Below are 16,230 nucleotides of genomic sequence, written 5' to 3'. Positions count from 1 at the left end.
TTCGATAGAGGTCCCCGGAGAGGTCTCGCCCACGCTCACGACCGGCCACCCGGGCCGGTCGTGAGCGTGGGCGCGGTCCGTCAGCCCTCGGCCTTCTCCTGGGTGTACGTCCAGGCGTACTGCAACCAGTCGGCCACCGTCATGGCGGCGAAGCCGGCTCCCACCAGCCGGGCGCCCCGGGGAGCGAGGGTGTAGGCCCCCAGGAATCCGGTGGCTGCCCAGGACGCCGCGCAGAACGGGCAGGACACCAGATCGCCCACCGCCAGCCTGAGGCCGGTGCCCCGTGGCTCGTCCATGACCTCGCCCGCCGTCGTGTCCTCGACGCGGCGGGTGAACGGCACCCGGAGAAAACTGGTGATCTTGTCCTTGGTGAGCAGACGTGCGGTTTTGTACGTCGCCACGCCGAGGAGCGCCACATCCCACGGCGGCACACGCTCCGGCAGGACGACACCGCGCCGGCGCGCCAGCAACGCGAGGCCGCCGGCTGTGGCCGCGAACGTCGCCGCGAGAACGGCGTAACCCGCGAGCGGGACGTTTCCGCTCTCATCGTATTCATGGCCGAAACGCTTCTCAGCGGCTGTCATGACGCCTCCAGTGAGGGGTGGGGGGAGTAGCACATCAAGGTGTGAAAGTGAAAGGAATCGGTGAGCATGGCTCGGCACGCTCAACGGACGACATACGCGGTGGCGGCTTCCGGTCAGTGGGTCGACGAGGAAGAGGGGCGGCGGCGACTGCCCGCCGGTGAGGCGCACGCCTGGGAACAGGGCCGCAACGAGACCGTCTGCGGTCTCTCCCTCAGCCGCTCGCAGCTCACGCGCTTCCCGCACGTGCCCTGGACGGACGTCATCCCCGAGTCCGGCGGCGCGGCCGACCGTGTCCAGCGGCTGTGCAGGCGGTGCGCCTCCGTGGCAGGACGCGCGGGGGCCGACGCCCGGTCTCCGTGGCGGCGGGAGAACCCCCGCCCGTGAGCCGGACCCCGGGCCGGGCACCCCCCCACGGCCCGTCACCCCGCCGCTGCATCCGCCGCGACCCGCACGTCCAGCGTGTCGCCCTCGACGTCCACCCGGACACGGCTGCCCGCGGTGAGTTTCCCGTCCAGGAGCAGCCGTGAGAGCCGGTTGTCCACCTCACGCTGAATGGTGCGGCGCAGCGGACGCGCGCCGTACTCCGGCTGATGCCCCCGCCGGGCGAGCCAGTCCACCGCCTCGGTGGTGAACTCGATGGTCACGTCCTGCGCGTGCAGCCTGCGCCGGGTCTCCTCGAGGAGCAGATCGGTGACCTGCCGCAGCTGTTGGTCCGTCAGCCGCCGGAAGATGACGATCTCGTCGATGCGGTTGAGGAACTCGGGCCTGAAGTGCTCGCGCAGCGGCCGCAGCACCTGCTCGCGCCGTGCCTCCTCGTCGGCCTCCGATCCGTCCACCCGGAAACCGAGGGTTCCGCCGCGCCCGGTGAGCGCCTCCGAGCCGAGATTGCTGGTCATCACGATGACGGTGTTGGTGAAGTTCACCGTCCGGCCCTGAGCATCGGTAAGGCGACCGTCGTCGAGGACCTGAAGCAGGGTGTTGAAGACGTCCGGGTGGGCCTTCTCCACCTCGTCGAGCAGCAGCAGCGAGTACGGGTGACGCCGTACGGCCTCGGTGAGCTGGCCGGCCTCGTCATGGCCCACGTAACCGGGCGGCGCCCCGACCAGCCTGCTCACGGTGTGCCGTTCCTGGAACTCACTCATGTCGAGGCGCACCATCCGCTCCTCGCTGCCGAACAGCGCCTCGGCCAGGGCCCTGGCCAGCTCCGTCTTGCCCACTCCGGTGGGGCCGAGGAAGAGGAAACTGCCGATCGGCCGATCGGGGCTCGACAGGCCGGAACGTGAGCGCAGGACCGCCTCGGCCACGGCGCTGACGGCCTCCTCCTGCCCGACGACCCGCTGGTGCAGATGCTCCTCCAGGCCGAGCAGCCGGTCCCGCTCCTCCTGCGTGAGGGTGCTGACCGGAATGCCGGTCTGCCGGGACACCACCTCGGCGATGTCCTCGGAGGTCACCTCGATGATCTGCCCGTCACCCGGCTCGCGGCTCTGCCCCGCCCCGATCTTGCGGCCCAAGTCGTTGATGCGGTCCCGCAGTTCGGTGGCGCGCTCGTACTGCTCCGCTGCCACCGCCTGGTCCTTGTCGCGGGTGAGCTGTTCCATCTCACGTTCCAGCGCCCGCACGTCGGTGCCCTTCGTGCTGGCCCGCAGCCGCACCCGGGCTCCCGCCTGGTCCATGAGGTCGATGGCCTTGTCCGGCAGGAACCGCTCGGTGAGATAACGGTCGGACAGCTCCACGGCGGCGAGCAGCGCCTCGTCCGAGTAGCGCACCTGGTGGTGTGCCTCGTAGCGGTCGCGCAGCCCGCGCAGGATCTCCGCCGCGTCCGCGGCCGTCGGCTCCGCGACGAGGATCGGCTGGAAGCGACGGGCGAGCGCCGCGTCCTTCTCGATGTACCGCCGGTACTCCTCCAGGGTGGTCGCGCCGATGACGTGCAGTTCACCCCTGGCCAGCGCCGGTTTGAGCATGTTGCCCGCGTCCATCGAGCCGCCCCCCTCGGAACCGCCGCCGGCCCCGACCACGGTGTGCAGCTCGTCGATGAAGACGATCAACTCGTCGGAGTGGGCGCGCACCTCCTCGATGATGTTGTTCAGGCGCTCCTCGAAGTCGCCGCGGTAGCGGGTGCCCGCCACCACGCCCGACAGGTCGAGGGCGATGACACGACGGCCCGCGAGGGTGTCCGGTACGTCGCTGTCGGCGATCCGCTGGGCGAGGCCCTCCACCACGGCGGTCTTGCCGACGCCCGCGTCACCGATGAGGACGGGGTTGTTCTTGCCCCGCCGGGAGAGCACCTCGATGGTCTGCTCGATCTCTTCCTCACGGCCGATGACCGGGTCCACGCGGCCCTCCGCGGCCTGCGCCGTCAGGTCGCGCCCGAACTGGTCCAGCGTGGGCGTGGATCCGCCGCCGCCACCCTGCGGCCGCTGTTCGGCGTGCCCGGGCTGGCCCTGCGACGGTTGTGGGGCAGGACCGGGATCGAAGCGGGCCGCGCTGAGGATGTGGCCCGCCGCGGAGTCGGGGTTGGCGGCCAGTGCCATCACGATGTGCTCCGGGCCGATGTAACCGGCGCCGACGGCCCGCGCCACCTCGTGCGCGTCGAGCAGCGCCCGCTTGACGGCCGGGGTGAGCGCGACCGCCTGGGTGGGCACGGGGCTCTCGGTCCCCGTGGAGTGCCGGTCGATCTCCTCGGCGAGCTGCTCGGGGTCGGCCCCCGAGCGTGCGATCAGACCACGGGTCAGCTCGATGGTCAGCGCCGCCCGCAGCAGATGCTCCGTGTCGAGGTTGCTCTTGCCGTGTTCCGCCGCGTACGACGCCGCTGCGGCCACCAGCTGCCGTGCCGGGCCGCTCATCATCCTGCCGATGTCGATCTGCCGTCGGCCGCTGCCGAGGAAGCGCGCGAAGAGCTCCCCGAACGGATCCTGTCCGTATCCTTCCGGCCCGATGAAACCGCTGCTCATAGCCGTCCGTTCCGGCGCCCCGGCCTACCGGGACACCCTGGTGCGTGATCGTGCGTGCCCGATCCGGGTGCCCAGCCGCCCACCCTGTCAGTCACGTCCCCCGGGGGCGGGCGGCAGCTCCTCGTCGGGGACGATGTGTACCGCCGCCTCCTCGGCCCCTGCCGCGCCGCCGTCGATTCCCTCGTCCGTGGCGATGACCTCCTTGGTGGTGTCCGGATGAGCGCCCTCGTCCGGCGCCACCAGACGCCCCGCGCGGCTCTCACCGGACTCCGGGTCGAGGGGCTCGCCCTCACCGCCGGGCAGATCACCGATGCCGTCACCGGCGGGCGGCTCGACGTCCGGGACCTCCTGCTCGAGACGCTCGTCGAGCGTCTCGCCCTCGTGCTGCTCTTCCGCCGTCGTCCCCGTCTTGGTGACGCCGAGCGGCTTCTCCGGCGGCGAATAGCCCTCGTCGAGCATGTCGTCGTAACTACGCTCGTCCACCGCGTCCTGAAGGTCCAGCGGGGCGGCGTCCTCCTGCTCCTCGTTGTCGCCGGTGGGCTGGTAGGCGTCGTCCGCCATGTTCTGGTCGCTCATGACTACCTCGTGCTAGGGGTCTCGGGAGATCGCGCTTCGCCTTTAGATCGTCGCGCGTCGGTGCTCGAAGTGCCCGTGGCGGACTCCGCCAAACGCGTCGCCACCAGGTCTGCCGACGCGCTTTGTGGGCACTCCTGGGACAGGCGTGAGAAGCGGCAGCGGCGTGCGGTCCGGCCACCTGGGTGCCCCTTGAGGAGGCGGCCCAGCGGCTGGTGGCGTGAGATGGCGCGAGGAGAGAAGAAGCGACAAGGAGAGTGACCAGACGCATGAGCGGTTCGGACGACCTGCCGGTCCTGCACACGCTGGGGGAACTGGCCCGTTTGGTGGAAGAACGCCATCAGGGCCTGTACGTGCGCTGGTCCCGCGGCCCCGCCACGGACCTCGGCAAGGTGATGAGCAGAGACGACCTGACGGGCATGCGCATGCCCGGGCTCTCGGCCAACCCGCTCGACGTCGAGCCGTGGTGGGAGGACCGGCCCGTCGAGCTGTGGGTGGCCCGCCGTCTGCACGACTACTCGCATCTGCCGCGCGAGAAGGGCCCCGGAGTCCGTCCCTGGGTGCTGCTCGGCCACGAATGCGCCCGCGGTCCCGACAACGAGCCGCTGGTCGACGACGTCGAGCCGTTGGCCTGGATCGACGCGAAGATGATCGCCGAGGCCCGCGAGAAGGTGGCCCGAGAGGCAGGCGCCTGGGGCCCGTTGCGGCGTACGAACGAAACCGGAGGACCGGCGAACGGCTGAACACCGGACTACGACAGCGCCCCGTGGCTCGATGCCACGGGGCGCGGTCGCAGGGGGCATGACCGGTCAGCCGGAGCCGACGCCCTGCATTCCCTTCCTGCCGCTCTTTCCACGGCCCGCGCCGGACGACTCTCCCGCCTTGGCGGCCGCGGCGGCGGCCAGGGCGAGGAGGGTGGCCAGGGCGCCGGTGATGACGTTGCTGACCACCGTCCTGGTGGTACTGGCGTCACCCGCCACGACCCATGGCGCGACGATCGTCCAGATGCCCAGCGCACACGCGGCCCACGCCATGCCATGGGTGCGCTCGTAGGCCCGGCCGAAACCGCCGCTCATCAACAGCGCGTAGGCGATGCCGACGATCAGGTTGACGATCGAAAGCCGCGTGAAGCTGTTGAAGCCGGCGATCCAGGGCGATGCGGCCAGGTAGAGGCCGGTGAGGAAGGCCAGCGCGTCGATGGCCTGCACTTTGGGTGTGCTTGCCGCGCGCTCGGCGCTCTCGTGACGGGCACGCATGTCGACGATGTCGGGGTGCGTGTCCATAGAGGACGCGGCGGACGGAGCCCCGGACATGGGGGCATGGGCTCCGGACATCGAGGACGGGGTTCCGGACGGGGACTTCGGGGACGTTGTCATCGCGTCCACCTCCAACTGGCGGTTCTGTTGTGCGGACAGGCCGGTGGCGCCTCAGCCCCCGGACGGTGCGGCCCCAAGGGCGCGCACGGCTTCGGTCACGTCGTTGTACGTCTCTCCCTCAGGCAGTCGCTGCACCGCTTCCAGGACCTGGCCCGGCGCATGGTGACCTTCCAGCGTCGTCAGCAGCGCCTGCCGGTCGGCCGGGAACGTGGAGCGCTCCAGATGACGGCTCAGTTCCAGGCGCAGGGCATCGGCGTCGGCGGTCGCGCGCGCCCGGTCGCGCTCCTCACCCGGTGGCGGCACCGGGCCGCTCGGGTCCACGACGATGTCGTCGTCCGCCGGTGGTTCGGGGTCGTTCGCCTCCTCGACGTGGGTGTGCTGACCGGAGCGCATGTAGCCCTCCAGTTCATGTTTCAGCTCGTCGTCCTCGCGCGGACTCACCTGATTGCTGCCTCGGTCCATGGCAATGCACCTCCCTCTTCGCGAGCTCCTGGCACTCAGGCCGCACTCGGCTCGTACGTCCAGCGCAGCAGGGCACCGAGCCCTCCTGCCGGGATGTCGTCGGTCACCTCCTCGAACGGGATGATCAGGACATCGGCGGACGTGGCCGCGGCCAAGCGCAGCAGTGCGTCGTCGGCGCGTACGGATACGGGGTCGTCGTCGCCCAGGAAGTCGGCGTCGGTCCGCCGCACCGCCACCTGGTCCGGATCGGCCCCCGCCCACATCTCCCGGTGCAGATCGGGTCCGTCGGGCCGCACCAGGAGGGTGTCGATGCGGTGCTCGCGGGCGGCGTCCACCACGGCGGGCACGCCCTCCACCGCGTCAGTGGGCCGCTCCGTGCCCACGCGGCCCGCCCGGAAGCGGTCCAGCGCCTCGTCGACGCGCCGGTGCAGATGCTCCTGGCGGGCGTTGTCGATGGCCTCTTCCAGTGCCGCGGAGCCCGAACCGGCGGAGCGGCCACCGTGCTCCGTCTCGACCGTCACGGCGCGCACCGCCTCCGGCAGCCTGTCGCGCACGGCGGGCCGCTCACGCGGGTCGCCCACCAGCACCACCAGGTCGGCGCCCGACTCCTCGTGGGCCGCGGCGAGCGCTTCGGCGATCTCCGCGGCGTTGTGCTCCCAGGTGTTCTCCACCTTGAGCTGGAAGTGCCGTTCGGACCAGTCGGAGGTGGTGGTGCGGTGCACCGGCCACTGTTCTCCCTCCACGTGCCCGGAGTCCTGCGGCCCTGCCGCGGTCCGCAACTCGAAGTCGGCGCCCGTGCGGTCGATGTAGGCGACGAGACTCACCGGGTCCTGGCCGCACAGCTCCAACAGGGGCGTCAGCCGCGGAAGGGGCGCCCAGCAGGCCAACTCGCCCTCGGGGCGCCGGGACAGACGGTGGCTCAGCACGACCTCGCCGCCGGTGGCGAAGACGACGCGTCCGGCCGGGTCGTCGGCGGGTGAGAGGCCTGTCAGGTCGTCGCGGACCGCCGCGACGGTGGCCGCGTCCGCACCTTCCTGTTCCAGGGTCCGGCATATTTCCCGTACGGACAGTTCACGGCGCTTGGCGCCCGCCTCGTCCGCCTGGCCGGGATCGAAGTACACCGTCGCCCAGGGGCCTGGCCGGTCCAGGAGTGGTTGCAGAAATGAAAGACGCATGGTGACTCGCTCCTCGTGGGCCGCGTTCCGCGACCGGCCCACGGTCGGGTTCGTCGGTCAGTCGGGTCCGTCGGTTCAGTCGGTGTTGTCGTTCCCCGAGCGTTCGCCCTCGGGGCCGCGGCCCCGTTCCGTTCGCGGCCCACGGCTCTGCCACGTGGGGTCGTCCTGCAGTGTTTCGTTCGCCCTGTCGTTGGCGTCCTGATCGGAGATTCCGGCGCCCTCGGCGTCCTTGCGTATCCGCGCACGCCGGGTGTCGTACTTCTTGCTACCGGGTTCAGGCATGGCGATCACCTCCTGCCTCTGCGGGTCCCCTGTGCAAAGGGGCGCAAACTGCCCGTCGATACGGAAGCGGTGTCCGTACGGGGCGGCGGAGTGTAGTCCGCGGTCAGCCGCGGGAGACGGCGTGTTCTTACCCCAATCAGAATACGCGCCCGACCCCGGCGATGCTTCAGGAAGCCCAACCGTGCCCGCTCAGGGGGCTCAGGGGGCTCAGGCGAGCAGAGGCCGACTAACCACGAATGAGGGCTTCCAGCAGTTGCCTGGTCTCGACCAGAAGACCGCCGCTGACCGCCGCCGCCAGGCCGCGCTCCCTGCTGAACCCGTCTCTCAGCTTCTCGTAGGCGCGCAGCGCGTCCTCGCAGGCCTCCTCTCGCTCCTTCTTGACCGCGTCGCTGTGCGTCTTCGCGGGCTGGAGCGCGATGGCGTCGGCTCGGCAGATGCGGGCCGCCTGCTTGGCGACATCGGCGAGGGCTGAGGAGAACGGGCCGGTGGGCGCAGTCAGGTCAGCATGCTCCCTAACGGCACTGGCGAGTGTGCGGGTGGCCGCCACCAGGTGCATGACGACGGTCCTCCATTCCTCGTCGGTCTCGACCGGTGGGGGCTGCACCGTACGGCGGAAGTAGCTTCCGGGGTTGAACTTGGAGCTCTCCATCGACCATTGGCGCGCTTCTGCCACCGCTGCCAGGACGGACTCCAGCCGACCGGCGCGGTCATACCACTCCTCGGCCTCGCCCACGCCCCAGTCGGCGTCCTCCCGCATGGTGCGGGCCATGGATTCCAGCAGGTCGGCGCTCTCGTTGCCCAGGCGCTGGAGCTGTTCGCGCACATCGCGCAAGTGCACCGGCGGCAGTACCAGTGCGTTGACGGCGATGCCGATGCCGGCGCCGATGGCGGTCTCCAGGAGGCGGTGACCGATCTGTGCCGGTTGGTAGGAGCCGTAGGTGATGACGAAAAGAGCCGAGCTCGCACCGTAGAAACCTTGCGTACCGAACCGCCGGTAGGTTCCGAACAGAGTGAGGAGGGGGAGAGCGAGCGCCATGGCCGACATGGTGTTCCCGTCGGTGAGGACCATCGCGAAGGATGCCGCCAAGGTGCCGGCGACGATGACAGCCAGCTGCTGCAGCCCCACGCGCAGGGAGCGGTAGACGGTCACGTCCACCAGGGCCATCGCCGTCCAGGGGGCCATCAGAGCCATCGGTGCCTTCAACCACCAGCCGGCGACGGCCCACGCCGCGATAGCCGCCCCGGCGGCCTTCAAGGCCTGCACCAGAGTGTCGCGTTCGGGGCCCTGACGGTGAGCGGCGTTGCTCGCGCTGCGCCCGATCGCGCTCGCTTCCCGGCGTAGTTGCTCCCAGGCGTCCGCAAAAAAATGACGCGTCGGGACCATGGGCACCCTTCCTCACAGACCTGAGACGGACAGACATGTAGGTACCCCGGGAGCCGCGGATCCTCACGCCGTTCCGCCACGGGAGCCGGTGTCGAGGGTGAGGAGTGATTGTCACGGTCCGGGGGACAACGCGTGTCCCGCAGCGGTTTCGGGTCCAGGGCGACCCACGATGAGGCAGGACATGGCCCGCGGAATGGGGAGACAGCATGAGCGGACGACATCGGCGCACCGCAGGGGTCGTCTTCCCCCTCTTCGCGCTCCTGCTGGGTCTGAGCGCGTGTGGCGGCCCGGGAGAACGCCGTACTGCCTCTTCTGCCGCGGCAACGGCCTTCGAACGCGCACGGGACACGGGCGACGGAGCAGCGATGTGTGCGGCTCTGGCACCGGAAACGCGACGCGAGGTGGAGGAGTCGGAGAAGAAGGCGTGCGCCGACGCCATCAGCGCGCTGGAACTTCCGGCCGGTGGGCCGGTCCGCGACGTGGATGTCCATGGCCGTCAGGCACGAGCGGTGATGGCGTCGGACACGCTGTTCCTGTCTCGGTTCCCGGACGGCTGGAAGATCGTGGCGGCGGGGTGCGAGCCCCGCCCTGGCCGGCCCTACCAGTGTTCGGTCAAAGGAGGCTGACACGTGCGGTTCATGTTCACGCTCTGTCTGACCTTGGTGGTGGGCGGCTTGGTCTACTTCATCGCGGTGGGACTGATGCAGCGATGACTGCCGACAAGTCGCCGCCCTCGCGCGACGTACAGGGCCGGACCGAGGTCGACACCACGAGGGACCACCGCATGCGCCGCTTCGTACGGGACAACGGCATGACTCTGGGCTTCGGCATCGCATTCCTGCTGGCCCTGGCCGGGCAAGCGGTCGCGGGGTGGACGGAGTTCAACAACCAGCTCGCCACCGATGGGCTCGCACACGTCGGCTTCCTCGGCTACCTCGCGTCCTCCGATTTCGCGGTGGACGTGACGGAGAACTGGCAGTCGGAGTACCTGCAGTTCTTCCTGTACATCTTCGCCACCGTCTGGCTCCTCCAACGGGGTTCACCGGAATCGAAGGAGATGCACAAGGACGGTCCGGAGTCGGATCAGGACCAGCGCATGGGGGCGCACACGCAGCCCGACTCACCACGCTGGGCGGGAGTGGGCGGGGCACGTCAGGCGGTGTTCTCCCGCTCACTGGGCCTGGTGATGGCCTTGCTCTTCCTCTTGTCCTGGCTGGCTCAGTCGATCGCCGGCGTTGCCGCCTACAACGAGCAACAGCTGAGGCAGCTCCAAGCACCCATCAGCTGGACGCAGTACATCGCGTCTGCCGACTTCTGGAACAGAAGCCTGCAGAACTGGCAGTCCGAGCTCCTGGCCGTCGCCTCCATGGCCATCCTCTCCGTCTACCTGCGCCAGCGCGGCTCCCCCGAGTCCAAGCCCGTCGGAGCACCTCACCCCTCCACCGGCGTCGAGGGGTGAGCGAACCGCTCGGTGGGCGGTTCAGCGGGAGTCGGTGTACCCGCCGGTGGCGGCGATGGTCTCTCCGACGGTGTAGCTGGAGTCGGCGTCGCTGGCGAGGTAGACATAGGCCGGCGCCAGCTCCTCGGGCTGCGCCACCCGTCCCAGCGGGGTCTGTGCGCCCAGGTTTTCCAGGTAGTCGTCGGTGAAGCGCTGGCCCGCGAGGTTCAGTGCGCTCCAGGTGGGTCCTGGCGCGACGACATTGGCTCGGATGCCCTTCTTCACCAGGTGCGAGGCGATGGACTTGGTGAAGACCACGACGGCCGCCTTGGAAGCGGCGTAGTCCATCATCAGTTCACTTCCCTTGAGCGCCTCTTCTGATGCTGTCGCGATGATCGAGTCGCCCCGGGACATGTGTGGGACGGCTGCCATCACCAAGTGGAAGTAGGCGTAGACGTTGGTCTTGAAGACCCGGTCGAAATCCTCTGCCGTCAACTGGTCCAGTTCCGTCTGGCTGTTGAGGTAGGCGGCGTTGCTGACCAGGATGTTCAGTCCGCCGAGTTCCTCGACCGTGCGGCGTACGGCTTCGGCGCAGAAGTCGGCGTCGCACAGGTCGCCGGGGATGAGGAGGCAGCGCCGTCCCAGGGCGTTGACCTCCTGCTGGATGTGTTTGGCGTCCGGTTCTTCTTCGGGCAGGTACACGATGGAGACGTCGGCGCCTTCGCGGGCGTACAGCAGGGTGACGGCGCGTCCGATGCCGGAGTCTCCGCCGGTGATCAGCGCGACCTTGCCCGCGAGCTTGTCGGCCGGCTGGTAGTTCTCGGCCCGGTAGCGGGGAGCGAGGTCCATCTCGGACTCGAGCCCTGGGCGCCGCAAGCGTTGCACCGGGTAGGGCGGGAAGAGTTCGTCCGACACCTGGGCGGAGGCGGACGCGGCGTTGGGGGCACCGGCGGTGTTGTCTGTCATGAGAGGGACCTCCTACGAACGTTTGCTGCCGGCTGCTGCCTGGGCGAGGGATGCCCGGGGTGTGCGTCTCAGCCGGCCGGGGATGAGCTTCGATCGGACGTCGGACGTCAGCTCGTGGGACGTCCTCGTGACTGCCCGGTGTTGTCCTCGTCGGCAGAACCCGGCTCGGCCATCCGTCGGTGGGCGGCCGCCTTCGCGCTGTCCGGGAGGATCTTGTTCGTCCTTCTCCTGCCGGCCGATCTTGGTGTCCTCCATGCCGGCACGTCGGAAGAACTCTGTCTCCGTGGGGCCGGGCATGAACGAAGTGATGGTGAGACCCGAGTCCTTCAGTTCGTTCTGCAAAGCCTGAGCAAAGGACTGAACGAAAGACTTGGATGCGTTGTACACAGCCTGGAACGATCCGGGCATGCTCGCCGCGATCGAGGAGGTGAACAGCACCCTGCCCTCGCCCCGCGCGATCATGTCCGGGAGCAGCCGCTTCGCGAGGCGGACCGTCGAGGTGACGTTGAGATCGATGAGGCGGATCTCGTCGGCCAGTTCGGTTTCGATGAACGGCCCGCCCTTTCCCACACCGGCATTGAGAGCCGCGGCGGCGACCGGCTGCCCAAGGGCGCTGATGGCGGCATGCAACCGCTCTACGCCGTCCGGCTCCGCCAGGTCGATCTGGACGACCTCGACCCGGGCTCCGTAGGCGCGAATCTCGTCCCCGGCCAGATGCAGCTCACCGTCCTCCGCGGTCAGCAGCAGGTCGTACCCGTTCTCGGCGAATTGCTTGGCCAGCTCGTACCCGATGCCACTGGAGGCACCCGTGACGAGGGCCAGAGGCTTCCTGTCGTCCATGCCCCACAGGTACCCGTACATCCGCCAGCAAACGCAAACGCAAACGCCCGTTCCTTCGGCCGCGCGCTCTCACTCCTCGACCACGACGCGCACACTGGTCACCTCGCTGTCCACCGCGTCCGGGACCACCATGCCGGCGTCGACCCCGTCCCGCAGGTACTCCAGGACGTCGCAGGTCAGCCGTTCACCGGGCAGGGCGGCGGGGATGCCGGGCGGGTACGGGGTGAGCATCTCGGCACTGACACGACCGGCCGCCTTCCGCCACGGCACCTGCTCGGTGGGGCCGAAGAAGGCGTCACGCGGCAGCATGGCCTGCTCCAACCGCAGTTCGGCGGGGTCGGGGACGTAGATCTTCGGTGCGGGCCGCAGCTCATGCGCATGCCGGGCGAGATCTTCGAGGGCCGTGAGCAGCCGCTCCGCGGACTTGTCGTCGTCGGCGTGGGTGAATTGCGCGTTGACCCGGCGGTGATCACTGAGGTGAAGGTTGACCCGGTGGTGTTCGCGCACCCAGTCAGCCGCGCTGTATCCCGTGATGTGCAGCCCGGAGATGTCCACGATGATCTGGAGCGGGTCCATGTCAGCGGCGCGTCCCGGGCCCACGAAGTCGGCCCGCCCGTGGACGTGCATGCCGTCGATCGCGTCGATGCGCGACCGTACGTCAGCGACGAGGGCCAAGGCTTCGTCGTAGAGAGCGTGGCCGTGCTCGACCATCTGCCTCCGCCAGCCGTCCAGAGCGGCGTACATCAGGCTGGAGGGGCTGGTCGTCCCCAGCAGGTCCTCCCGAGCGCTGAGCACGTGCGGGTCGACCAGGTCCCCCTGAAGGTGGAAGACCGAACCCTGTTCCAGACCCGAACCCATCTTGTGCACCGAAGTGACGCACACATCCACACCGGCGTCCATGGCCCAGGTGGGAAGGTCTGGATGGAAGGGGAGATGCGCTCCCCACGCCTCGTCGACGATCAGCGGCTTGCTGTGATCGTGGCAGACACGCGCGGTGGCCCGGAGATCGGAGCAGGTGCCGTACGGGGTGGGGCTGGTGACCAGCGCACCCTTGGCTTCGGGGTGCGCGCGGAAGGCGGCCTGGAAGGCCTCACTGGCCGGCGGGTGGGCCAGATGGAGGGCGGGGTCCCACTGCGGGTCGACCCAGACGGGTTTCTCACCGGAGAGGATGAGGCCCGACACGACGGACTTGTGCGCGTCCCGGCCGATGAGCAGCGTCTCGTGCGGGCCGGCGACCGACAGCATGGCTGCCTTGACGGAGAGCGAGCTCCCGCAGGTGGAGAAGAAGGTGTGCTGGGCATCGACGGCATCCGCCATCAGTGCCTGGGCTTCGGCCAGAATGCCGTGTGAGGACATACGGTCGTCGAGCCCGCTGATGGCGAGCACGTCCGAGCGGAAGACGGCGTCACCCAGGACGGCGAGAACACGTGGGTCAGCGCCCTTTCCCTGCTTGTGGCCCGGAGGGGTGAACGGCGTCTGTCCCTCGGTGTGGTAGGCCCTGAGCGCTTCCAGTACCGGTGCCTTCGAGTGGTCCATAAACCAATCGGTTCCCCACGAAGTGAGGAGAAAACGGTAGGTCTGACAGGCTTCGCCCGTGCGGCGGGACCGAGTATTTGGCCTCGAACAATGACTACCCGTACTTCAGAATTCACCGCTCGGGCGGAGCCGCTTGAGTGCTCGCTCCGTGTTTCTCTTGGTCGCGGCGGCACGAGACGCAGAGTTCGGTGTGGGGAACAGCGAGCATCCGGTCGCTGTCGATGGAAGTGCCGCAGGAGACGCAGAAGCCGAAGGTGCCGTCGTCCAGGCGGCGCCGGGCGTCCAGGGTCCTTTCCAGCTGCTGACGCACCTCTTCGGCGCGGACTCGTTCTTCCGCGACGGCCGCGCGGGTCGAGCCGACGTCCGCCGCATCGAGATCGCAGTCCGCCCACAGGGCCTCGATCACTCCCTCAGCTGCGTCTTTCCGTCTCTGGAGCGCCTCGATCGTCGCTGTGAGATCCTCGCGCAGCCTCTGCCGGTCGGGCCTCCCCTGTTCGTAGGGCGCCCGCTGCTCTTCGGCTGGAGGTGGATCAGGTGGGACAGGTGGATCCGTTCGGGGCGCGGGAACGGGGGGTTCCGCCGAGCGCGCGGATCTATGCCGGCCGACCCGTTGAGGAGCGTTTTTTTACGCTCACCGACAGCATCTCCGAGCCGCCACGATGCAGGCGCTCACGCCGCGACCACGACGACTCCCCTGACACCACGGCTGCCTTTGCCAGGCAGGCCCACCTGGCCGCCGGCCCTGAGCGTGATCTGCTGTGTGAGGAGGTGGTGGAGGCGTGGTTGCCCATGGCGCACCGTATGGCCACCCGCTTCAGCAACAAGGGCGAAAGCCTGGACGACCTGAAGCAGATCGCCGCCATGGGATCGCTCAAGGCGGTGCAACGCTTCGACCCCGAGCGCGGAGCGTTCGAGGCGTACGCGGTGCCGACCATCACCGGCGAGTTGCGTCGGCACTTTCGCGACCATCGGTGGGATGTGCACGTGCCCCGCAGCGTGCAGGAACTGCGCAACAAGGTGCGCGTCGCCCGCCGTGACCTGGTACAGCAGCCTGGCAGCTTGGACGCCGAGTTGTCCTTCGCTGACGGTGAGGGCTGCAGCATGGCCGACAGGCTCGGAGCGCCGGATCCGTCGTTCGATCTTGTCGCCGCCCGCGAGGCAGCCAAGGCAGGACTGCGGCACCTGCCTGAGCGGGAGCGCACCATCCTCTATCTGCGCTTCTTCCGGGATGCGATGCGACAGCCGGGGATAGACAGTTGGGGATAATGGGCTTGCCGGGGAACACGAACCTCGGGCGTCCGCTGCGGTTCCGTTCCGGTAGTGGTCAGCGCCGTAGCCCCGAAGGTAAGGCGTAGGAAGATGAACAGTCGCAAGGCAGCCGGCAGCGGTGACGTGATCAGCAGTTCGGTGGTGGGCGCACCCTGCTGGGTCAGCCTGACCACGCATGATCTCCAGGCTGCGGAGGAGTTTTACCACGCCGTGCTGGGCTGGGAGTGGCATACCGGCAGGCTGGGTGACCAGTACAGGTTCGCCAGTGTGAACGGCGTACCGGTGGCCGGGGTGTCTGCCGTGGAGAGCATGGGGCGGGCGATTGCCGAATGGACTCCGTTCTTCGCTGCGTCCAGCGCGGATGAAACCGTGGCCCGGGGCCGGGAGCGCGGGGGCACGACGGCCGTGGGACCCATCTCCTTCCCTCCGGGCCGGGCGGCTCTGCTCGCCGATCGCGATGGAGCGGTCTTCGGGATCTGGGAGGGCGAACTGTTGGCGGACTGGGAGCGTTGGCGTCGCGCGGCGCCGGCCTTCATGGAGCTCCACACCCGGAACGCCTTCGACGCGGCCATCTTCTACGCGGAGGTCCTCGGCTGGGCCACCCCGGACCCGGGATCCTGCGAAGTCCAGTACGAAGACGAAGAGGTCGTGCTGCGCAGCCAGGGTGACGTCGTGGCCCGCATCCACTCGGGCGCGGTGGAAGCCGCGCCCGATCCCGCCATCCGCCCGCGCTGGCAGATCCACTTCACGGTCACGGACGTAGCGGCATGTGTCCAGGCCGCTACAGCCCACGGCGGCCGTGTTCTGCGCAGAGGGACGGACTCCGATGAGGCAGAGCTGAGCGATCCGGACGGGGCGCGCTTTGTGGTGAACGCGTGGGCGGCACCTTGAACGAGGCCCTTGCATGCCGGCCGCAGGTCACGAGTGGAAGGAGAGTAGACGTGGGGGACCGATTCGAGACGGTCGACGTGGCGGAGCTGAACGACGAACAGCGCCGCCGGCTCCCCGGTCCGATCCCCGACGGCCTGCGGGTTGTGCGCTGTACGCAGTGTCGTCGGACGTCAGTGGAGTCCGGTGGCACGGGTCTCGACCCGTGGAAGGACCACGATGACGAGTGCGCCCCGTTCGGGCTGACGATCCCCCCGGATCTGGCCGAGCGCAGCCCCGACGAGATCACCACGTGGCTGGACGAGATCGAGCACGAAGAGCGGTACACCCAGGCCGAAGTCATCAAGGCGCGGCAGGCAGCCTCCGACGCGCTTGGTTTCGGGGCCTGAACCACCTCGACATGCCATGTGGCGGACGGTGGTGGGAGGCTTTGAGTCTTCGGCCGCCGCCGCGCGGGGGGCGGGGGGGGCCGCCGCGCGCGGGAGCCCGGGGCCCCCCCCACCGAC

19 protein-coding genes are annotated in these 16,230 nt (G+C 69.2%); 7 read left to right on the top strand and 12 right to left on the bottom strand.

From position 1 onward, the window contains the following. Nucleotides 1–80: 80 nt before the first annotated feature. Nucleotides 81–584: a DUF1360 domain-containing protein gene (locus AB0I94_RS21860; RefSeq protein ID WP_363311252.1), complete on the bottom strand. Its 504-nt coding sequence runs from the start codon at nt 582–584 to the stop codon at nt 81–83. A 66-nt stretch (nt 585–650) separates the two neighbouring features. Between AB0I94_RS21860 and AB0I94_RS21855 the strand changes: the two genes are divergently transcribed. Next, nucleotides 651–968: a hypothetical protein gene (locus AB0I94_RS21855; RefSeq protein WP_363311251.1), complete on the top strand. Its 318-nt coding sequence runs from the start codon at nt 651–653 to the stop codon at nt 966–968. Nucleotides 969–1,003: 35 nt separating this feature from the next. Here AB0I94_RS21855 and AB0I94_RS21850 read toward each other — a convergent pair whose 3' ends face one another. Together AB0I94_RS21850 and AB0I94_RS21845 are read right to left on the bottom strand one after the other, a co-directional pair. Next, nucleotides 1,004–3,535: an ATP-dependent Clp protease ATP-binding subunit gene (locus AB0I94_RS21850; protein ID WP_363311250.1), complete on the bottom strand. Its 2,532-nt coding sequence runs from the start codon at nt 3,533–3,535 to the stop codon at nt 1,004–1,006. An 87-nt stretch (nt 3,536–3,622) separates the two neighbouring features. Continuing rightward, the gene (locus tag AB0I94_RS21845; RefSeq protein WP_363311249.1) at nt 3,623–4,111 is read right to left on the bottom strand and encodes a DUF5709 domain-containing protein; all 489 of its coding nucleotides are present in this window, start codon (nt 4,109–4,111) and stop codon (nt 3,623–3,625) included. A 266-nt stretch (nt 4,112–4,377) separates the two neighbouring features. Between AB0I94_RS21845 and AB0I94_RS21840 the strand changes: the two genes are divergently transcribed. Further along, the gene (locus AB0I94_RS21840) at nt 4,378–4,851 is read left to right on the top strand and encodes a DUF6098 family protein (protein ID WP_363311248.1); all 474 of its coding nucleotides are present in this window, start codon (nt 4,378–4,380) and stop codon (nt 4,849–4,851) included. A gap of 66 nt (nt 4,852–4,917) precedes the next feature. Here AB0I94_RS21840 and AB0I94_RS21835 read toward each other — a convergent pair whose 3' ends face one another. The 5 genes from AB0I94_RS21835 to AB0I94_RS21815 all read right to left on the bottom strand — a co-directional run bounded on the left by AB0I94_RS21835 (nt 4,918) and on the right by AB0I94_RS21815 (nt 8,787). Continuing rightward, nucleotides 4,918–5,391 (bottom strand): SPW repeat protein, encoded by a 474-nt coding sequence (locus AB0I94_RS21835; protein WP_363311247.1) that lies wholly within the window; start codon nt 5,389–5,391, stop codon nt 4,918–4,920. A gap of 144 nt (nt 5,392–5,535) precedes the next feature. Next, on the bottom strand, nt 5,536–5,946 hold the full coding sequence (locus AB0I94_RS21830) for a DUF2795 domain-containing protein (protein WP_363311246.1): 411 nt from the start codon (nt 5,944–5,946) through the stop codon (nt 5,536–5,538). 35 nt (nt 5,947–5,981) lie between these two features. Next, complete coding sequence (locus AB0I94_RS21825; RefSeq protein WP_363311245.1) at nt 5,982–7,121, bottom strand: Vms1/Ankzf1 family peptidyl-tRNA hydrolase; 1,140 nt, start codon at nt 7,119–7,121, stop codon at nt 5,982–5,984. A gap of 75 nt (nt 7,122–7,196) precedes the next feature. Further along, entirely contained in the window at nt 7,197–7,403 is a 207-nt protein-coding gene (locus AB0I94_RS21820; RefSeq protein WP_363311243.1) for a hypothetical protein, read from the bottom strand. Between the two features lie 226 nt (nt 7,404–7,629). Then, nucleotides 7,630–8,787 carry an FUSC family protein gene (locus AB0I94_RS21815; RefSeq protein ID WP_363311241.1) on the bottom strand — a complete coding sequence of 386 codons (1,158 nt, stop codon included), beginning with the start codon at nt 8,785–8,787 and terminating at the stop codon, nt 7,630–7,632. A gap of 206 nt (nt 8,788–8,993) precedes the next feature. On the opposite strand from AB0I94_RS21815, the gene AB0I94_RS21810 reads away from it, so the two are divergent. Both AB0I94_RS21810 and AB0I94_RS21805 read left to right on the top strand, forming a co-directional pair. Next, nucleotides 8,994–9,413 carry a hypothetical protein gene (locus AB0I94_RS21810; protein WP_363311240.1) on the top strand — a complete coding sequence of 140 codons (420 nt, stop codon included), beginning with the start codon at nt 8,994–8,996 and terminating at the stop codon, nt 9,411–9,413. 158 nt (nt 9,414–9,571) lie between these two features. Then, entirely contained in the window at nt 9,572–10,246 is a 675-nt protein-coding gene (locus AB0I94_RS21805) for a DUF6766 family protein (protein WP_363311432.1), read from the top strand. Nucleotides 10,247–10,267: 21 nt separating this feature from the next. Here the strand turns inward: AB0I94_RS21805 and AB0I94_RS21800 are convergent, their stop codons facing one another. From AB0I94_RS21800 to AB0I94_RS21785, 4 genes are all read right to left on the bottom strand, one after another. Beyond that, nucleotides 10,268–11,191 (bottom strand): SDR family oxidoreductase, encoded by a 924-nt coding sequence (locus AB0I94_RS21800; RefSeq protein WP_363311239.1) that lies wholly within the window; start codon nt 11,189–11,191, stop codon nt 10,268–10,270. Nucleotides 11,192–11,203: 12 nt separating this feature from the next. Beyond that, entirely contained in the window at nt 11,204–12,031 is an 828-nt protein-coding gene (locus tag AB0I94_RS21795; protein WP_363311238.1) for an SDR family NAD(P)-dependent oxidoreductase, read from the bottom strand. A 69-nt stretch (nt 12,032–12,100) separates the two neighbouring features. Beyond that, nucleotides 12,101–13,567, bottom strand: coding sequence for an ornithine decarboxylase (locus AB0I94_RS21790; protein WP_363311237.1), 1,467 nt, complete (start codon nt 13,565–13,567; stop codon nt 12,101–12,103). A gap of 112 nt (nt 13,568–13,679) precedes the next feature. Next, nucleotides 13,680–13,973, bottom strand: coding sequence for a TraR/DksA C4-type zinc finger protein (locus AB0I94_RS21785; RefSeq protein ID WP_363311236.1), 294 nt, complete (start codon nt 13,971–13,973; stop codon nt 13,680–13,682). Between the two features lie 236 nt (nt 13,974–14,209). On the opposite strand from AB0I94_RS21785, the gene AB0I94_RS21780 reads away from it, so the two are divergent. From AB0I94_RS21780 to AB0I94_RS21770, 3 genes are all read left to right on the top strand, one after another. Continuing rightward, nucleotides 14,210–14,833 (top strand): sigma-70 family RNA polymerase sigma factor, encoded by a 624-nt coding sequence (locus AB0I94_RS21780; RefSeq protein ID WP_363311431.1) that lies wholly within the window; start codon nt 14,210–14,212, stop codon nt 14,831–14,833. A gap of 93 nt (nt 14,834–14,926) precedes the next feature. Continuing rightward, the gene (locus tag AB0I94_RS21775; RefSeq protein ID WP_363311235.1) at nt 14,927–15,727 is read left to right on the top strand and encodes a VOC family protein; all 801 of its coding nucleotides are present in this window, start codon (nt 14,927–14,929) and stop codon (nt 15,725–15,727) included. A gap of 50 nt (nt 15,728–15,777) precedes the next feature. Beyond that, nucleotides 15,778–16,113, top strand: coding sequence for a hypothetical protein (locus AB0I94_RS21770; protein ID WP_363311234.1), 336 nt, complete (start codon nt 15,778–15,780; stop codon nt 16,111–16,113). Nucleotides 16,114–16,230 lie beyond the last annotated feature (117 nt).

It is taken from the genome of Streptomyces sp. NPDC050147 (assembly GCF_040660195.1).
In the GTDB taxonomy this organism is placed as follows: Bacteria; Actinomycetota; Actinomycetes; order Streptomycetales; family Streptomycetaceae; genus Streptomyces.
The sequence above is the reverse complement of the archived record's forward strand: the minus strand, read 5'-3'. Positions and strand labels throughout refer to the sequence as shown.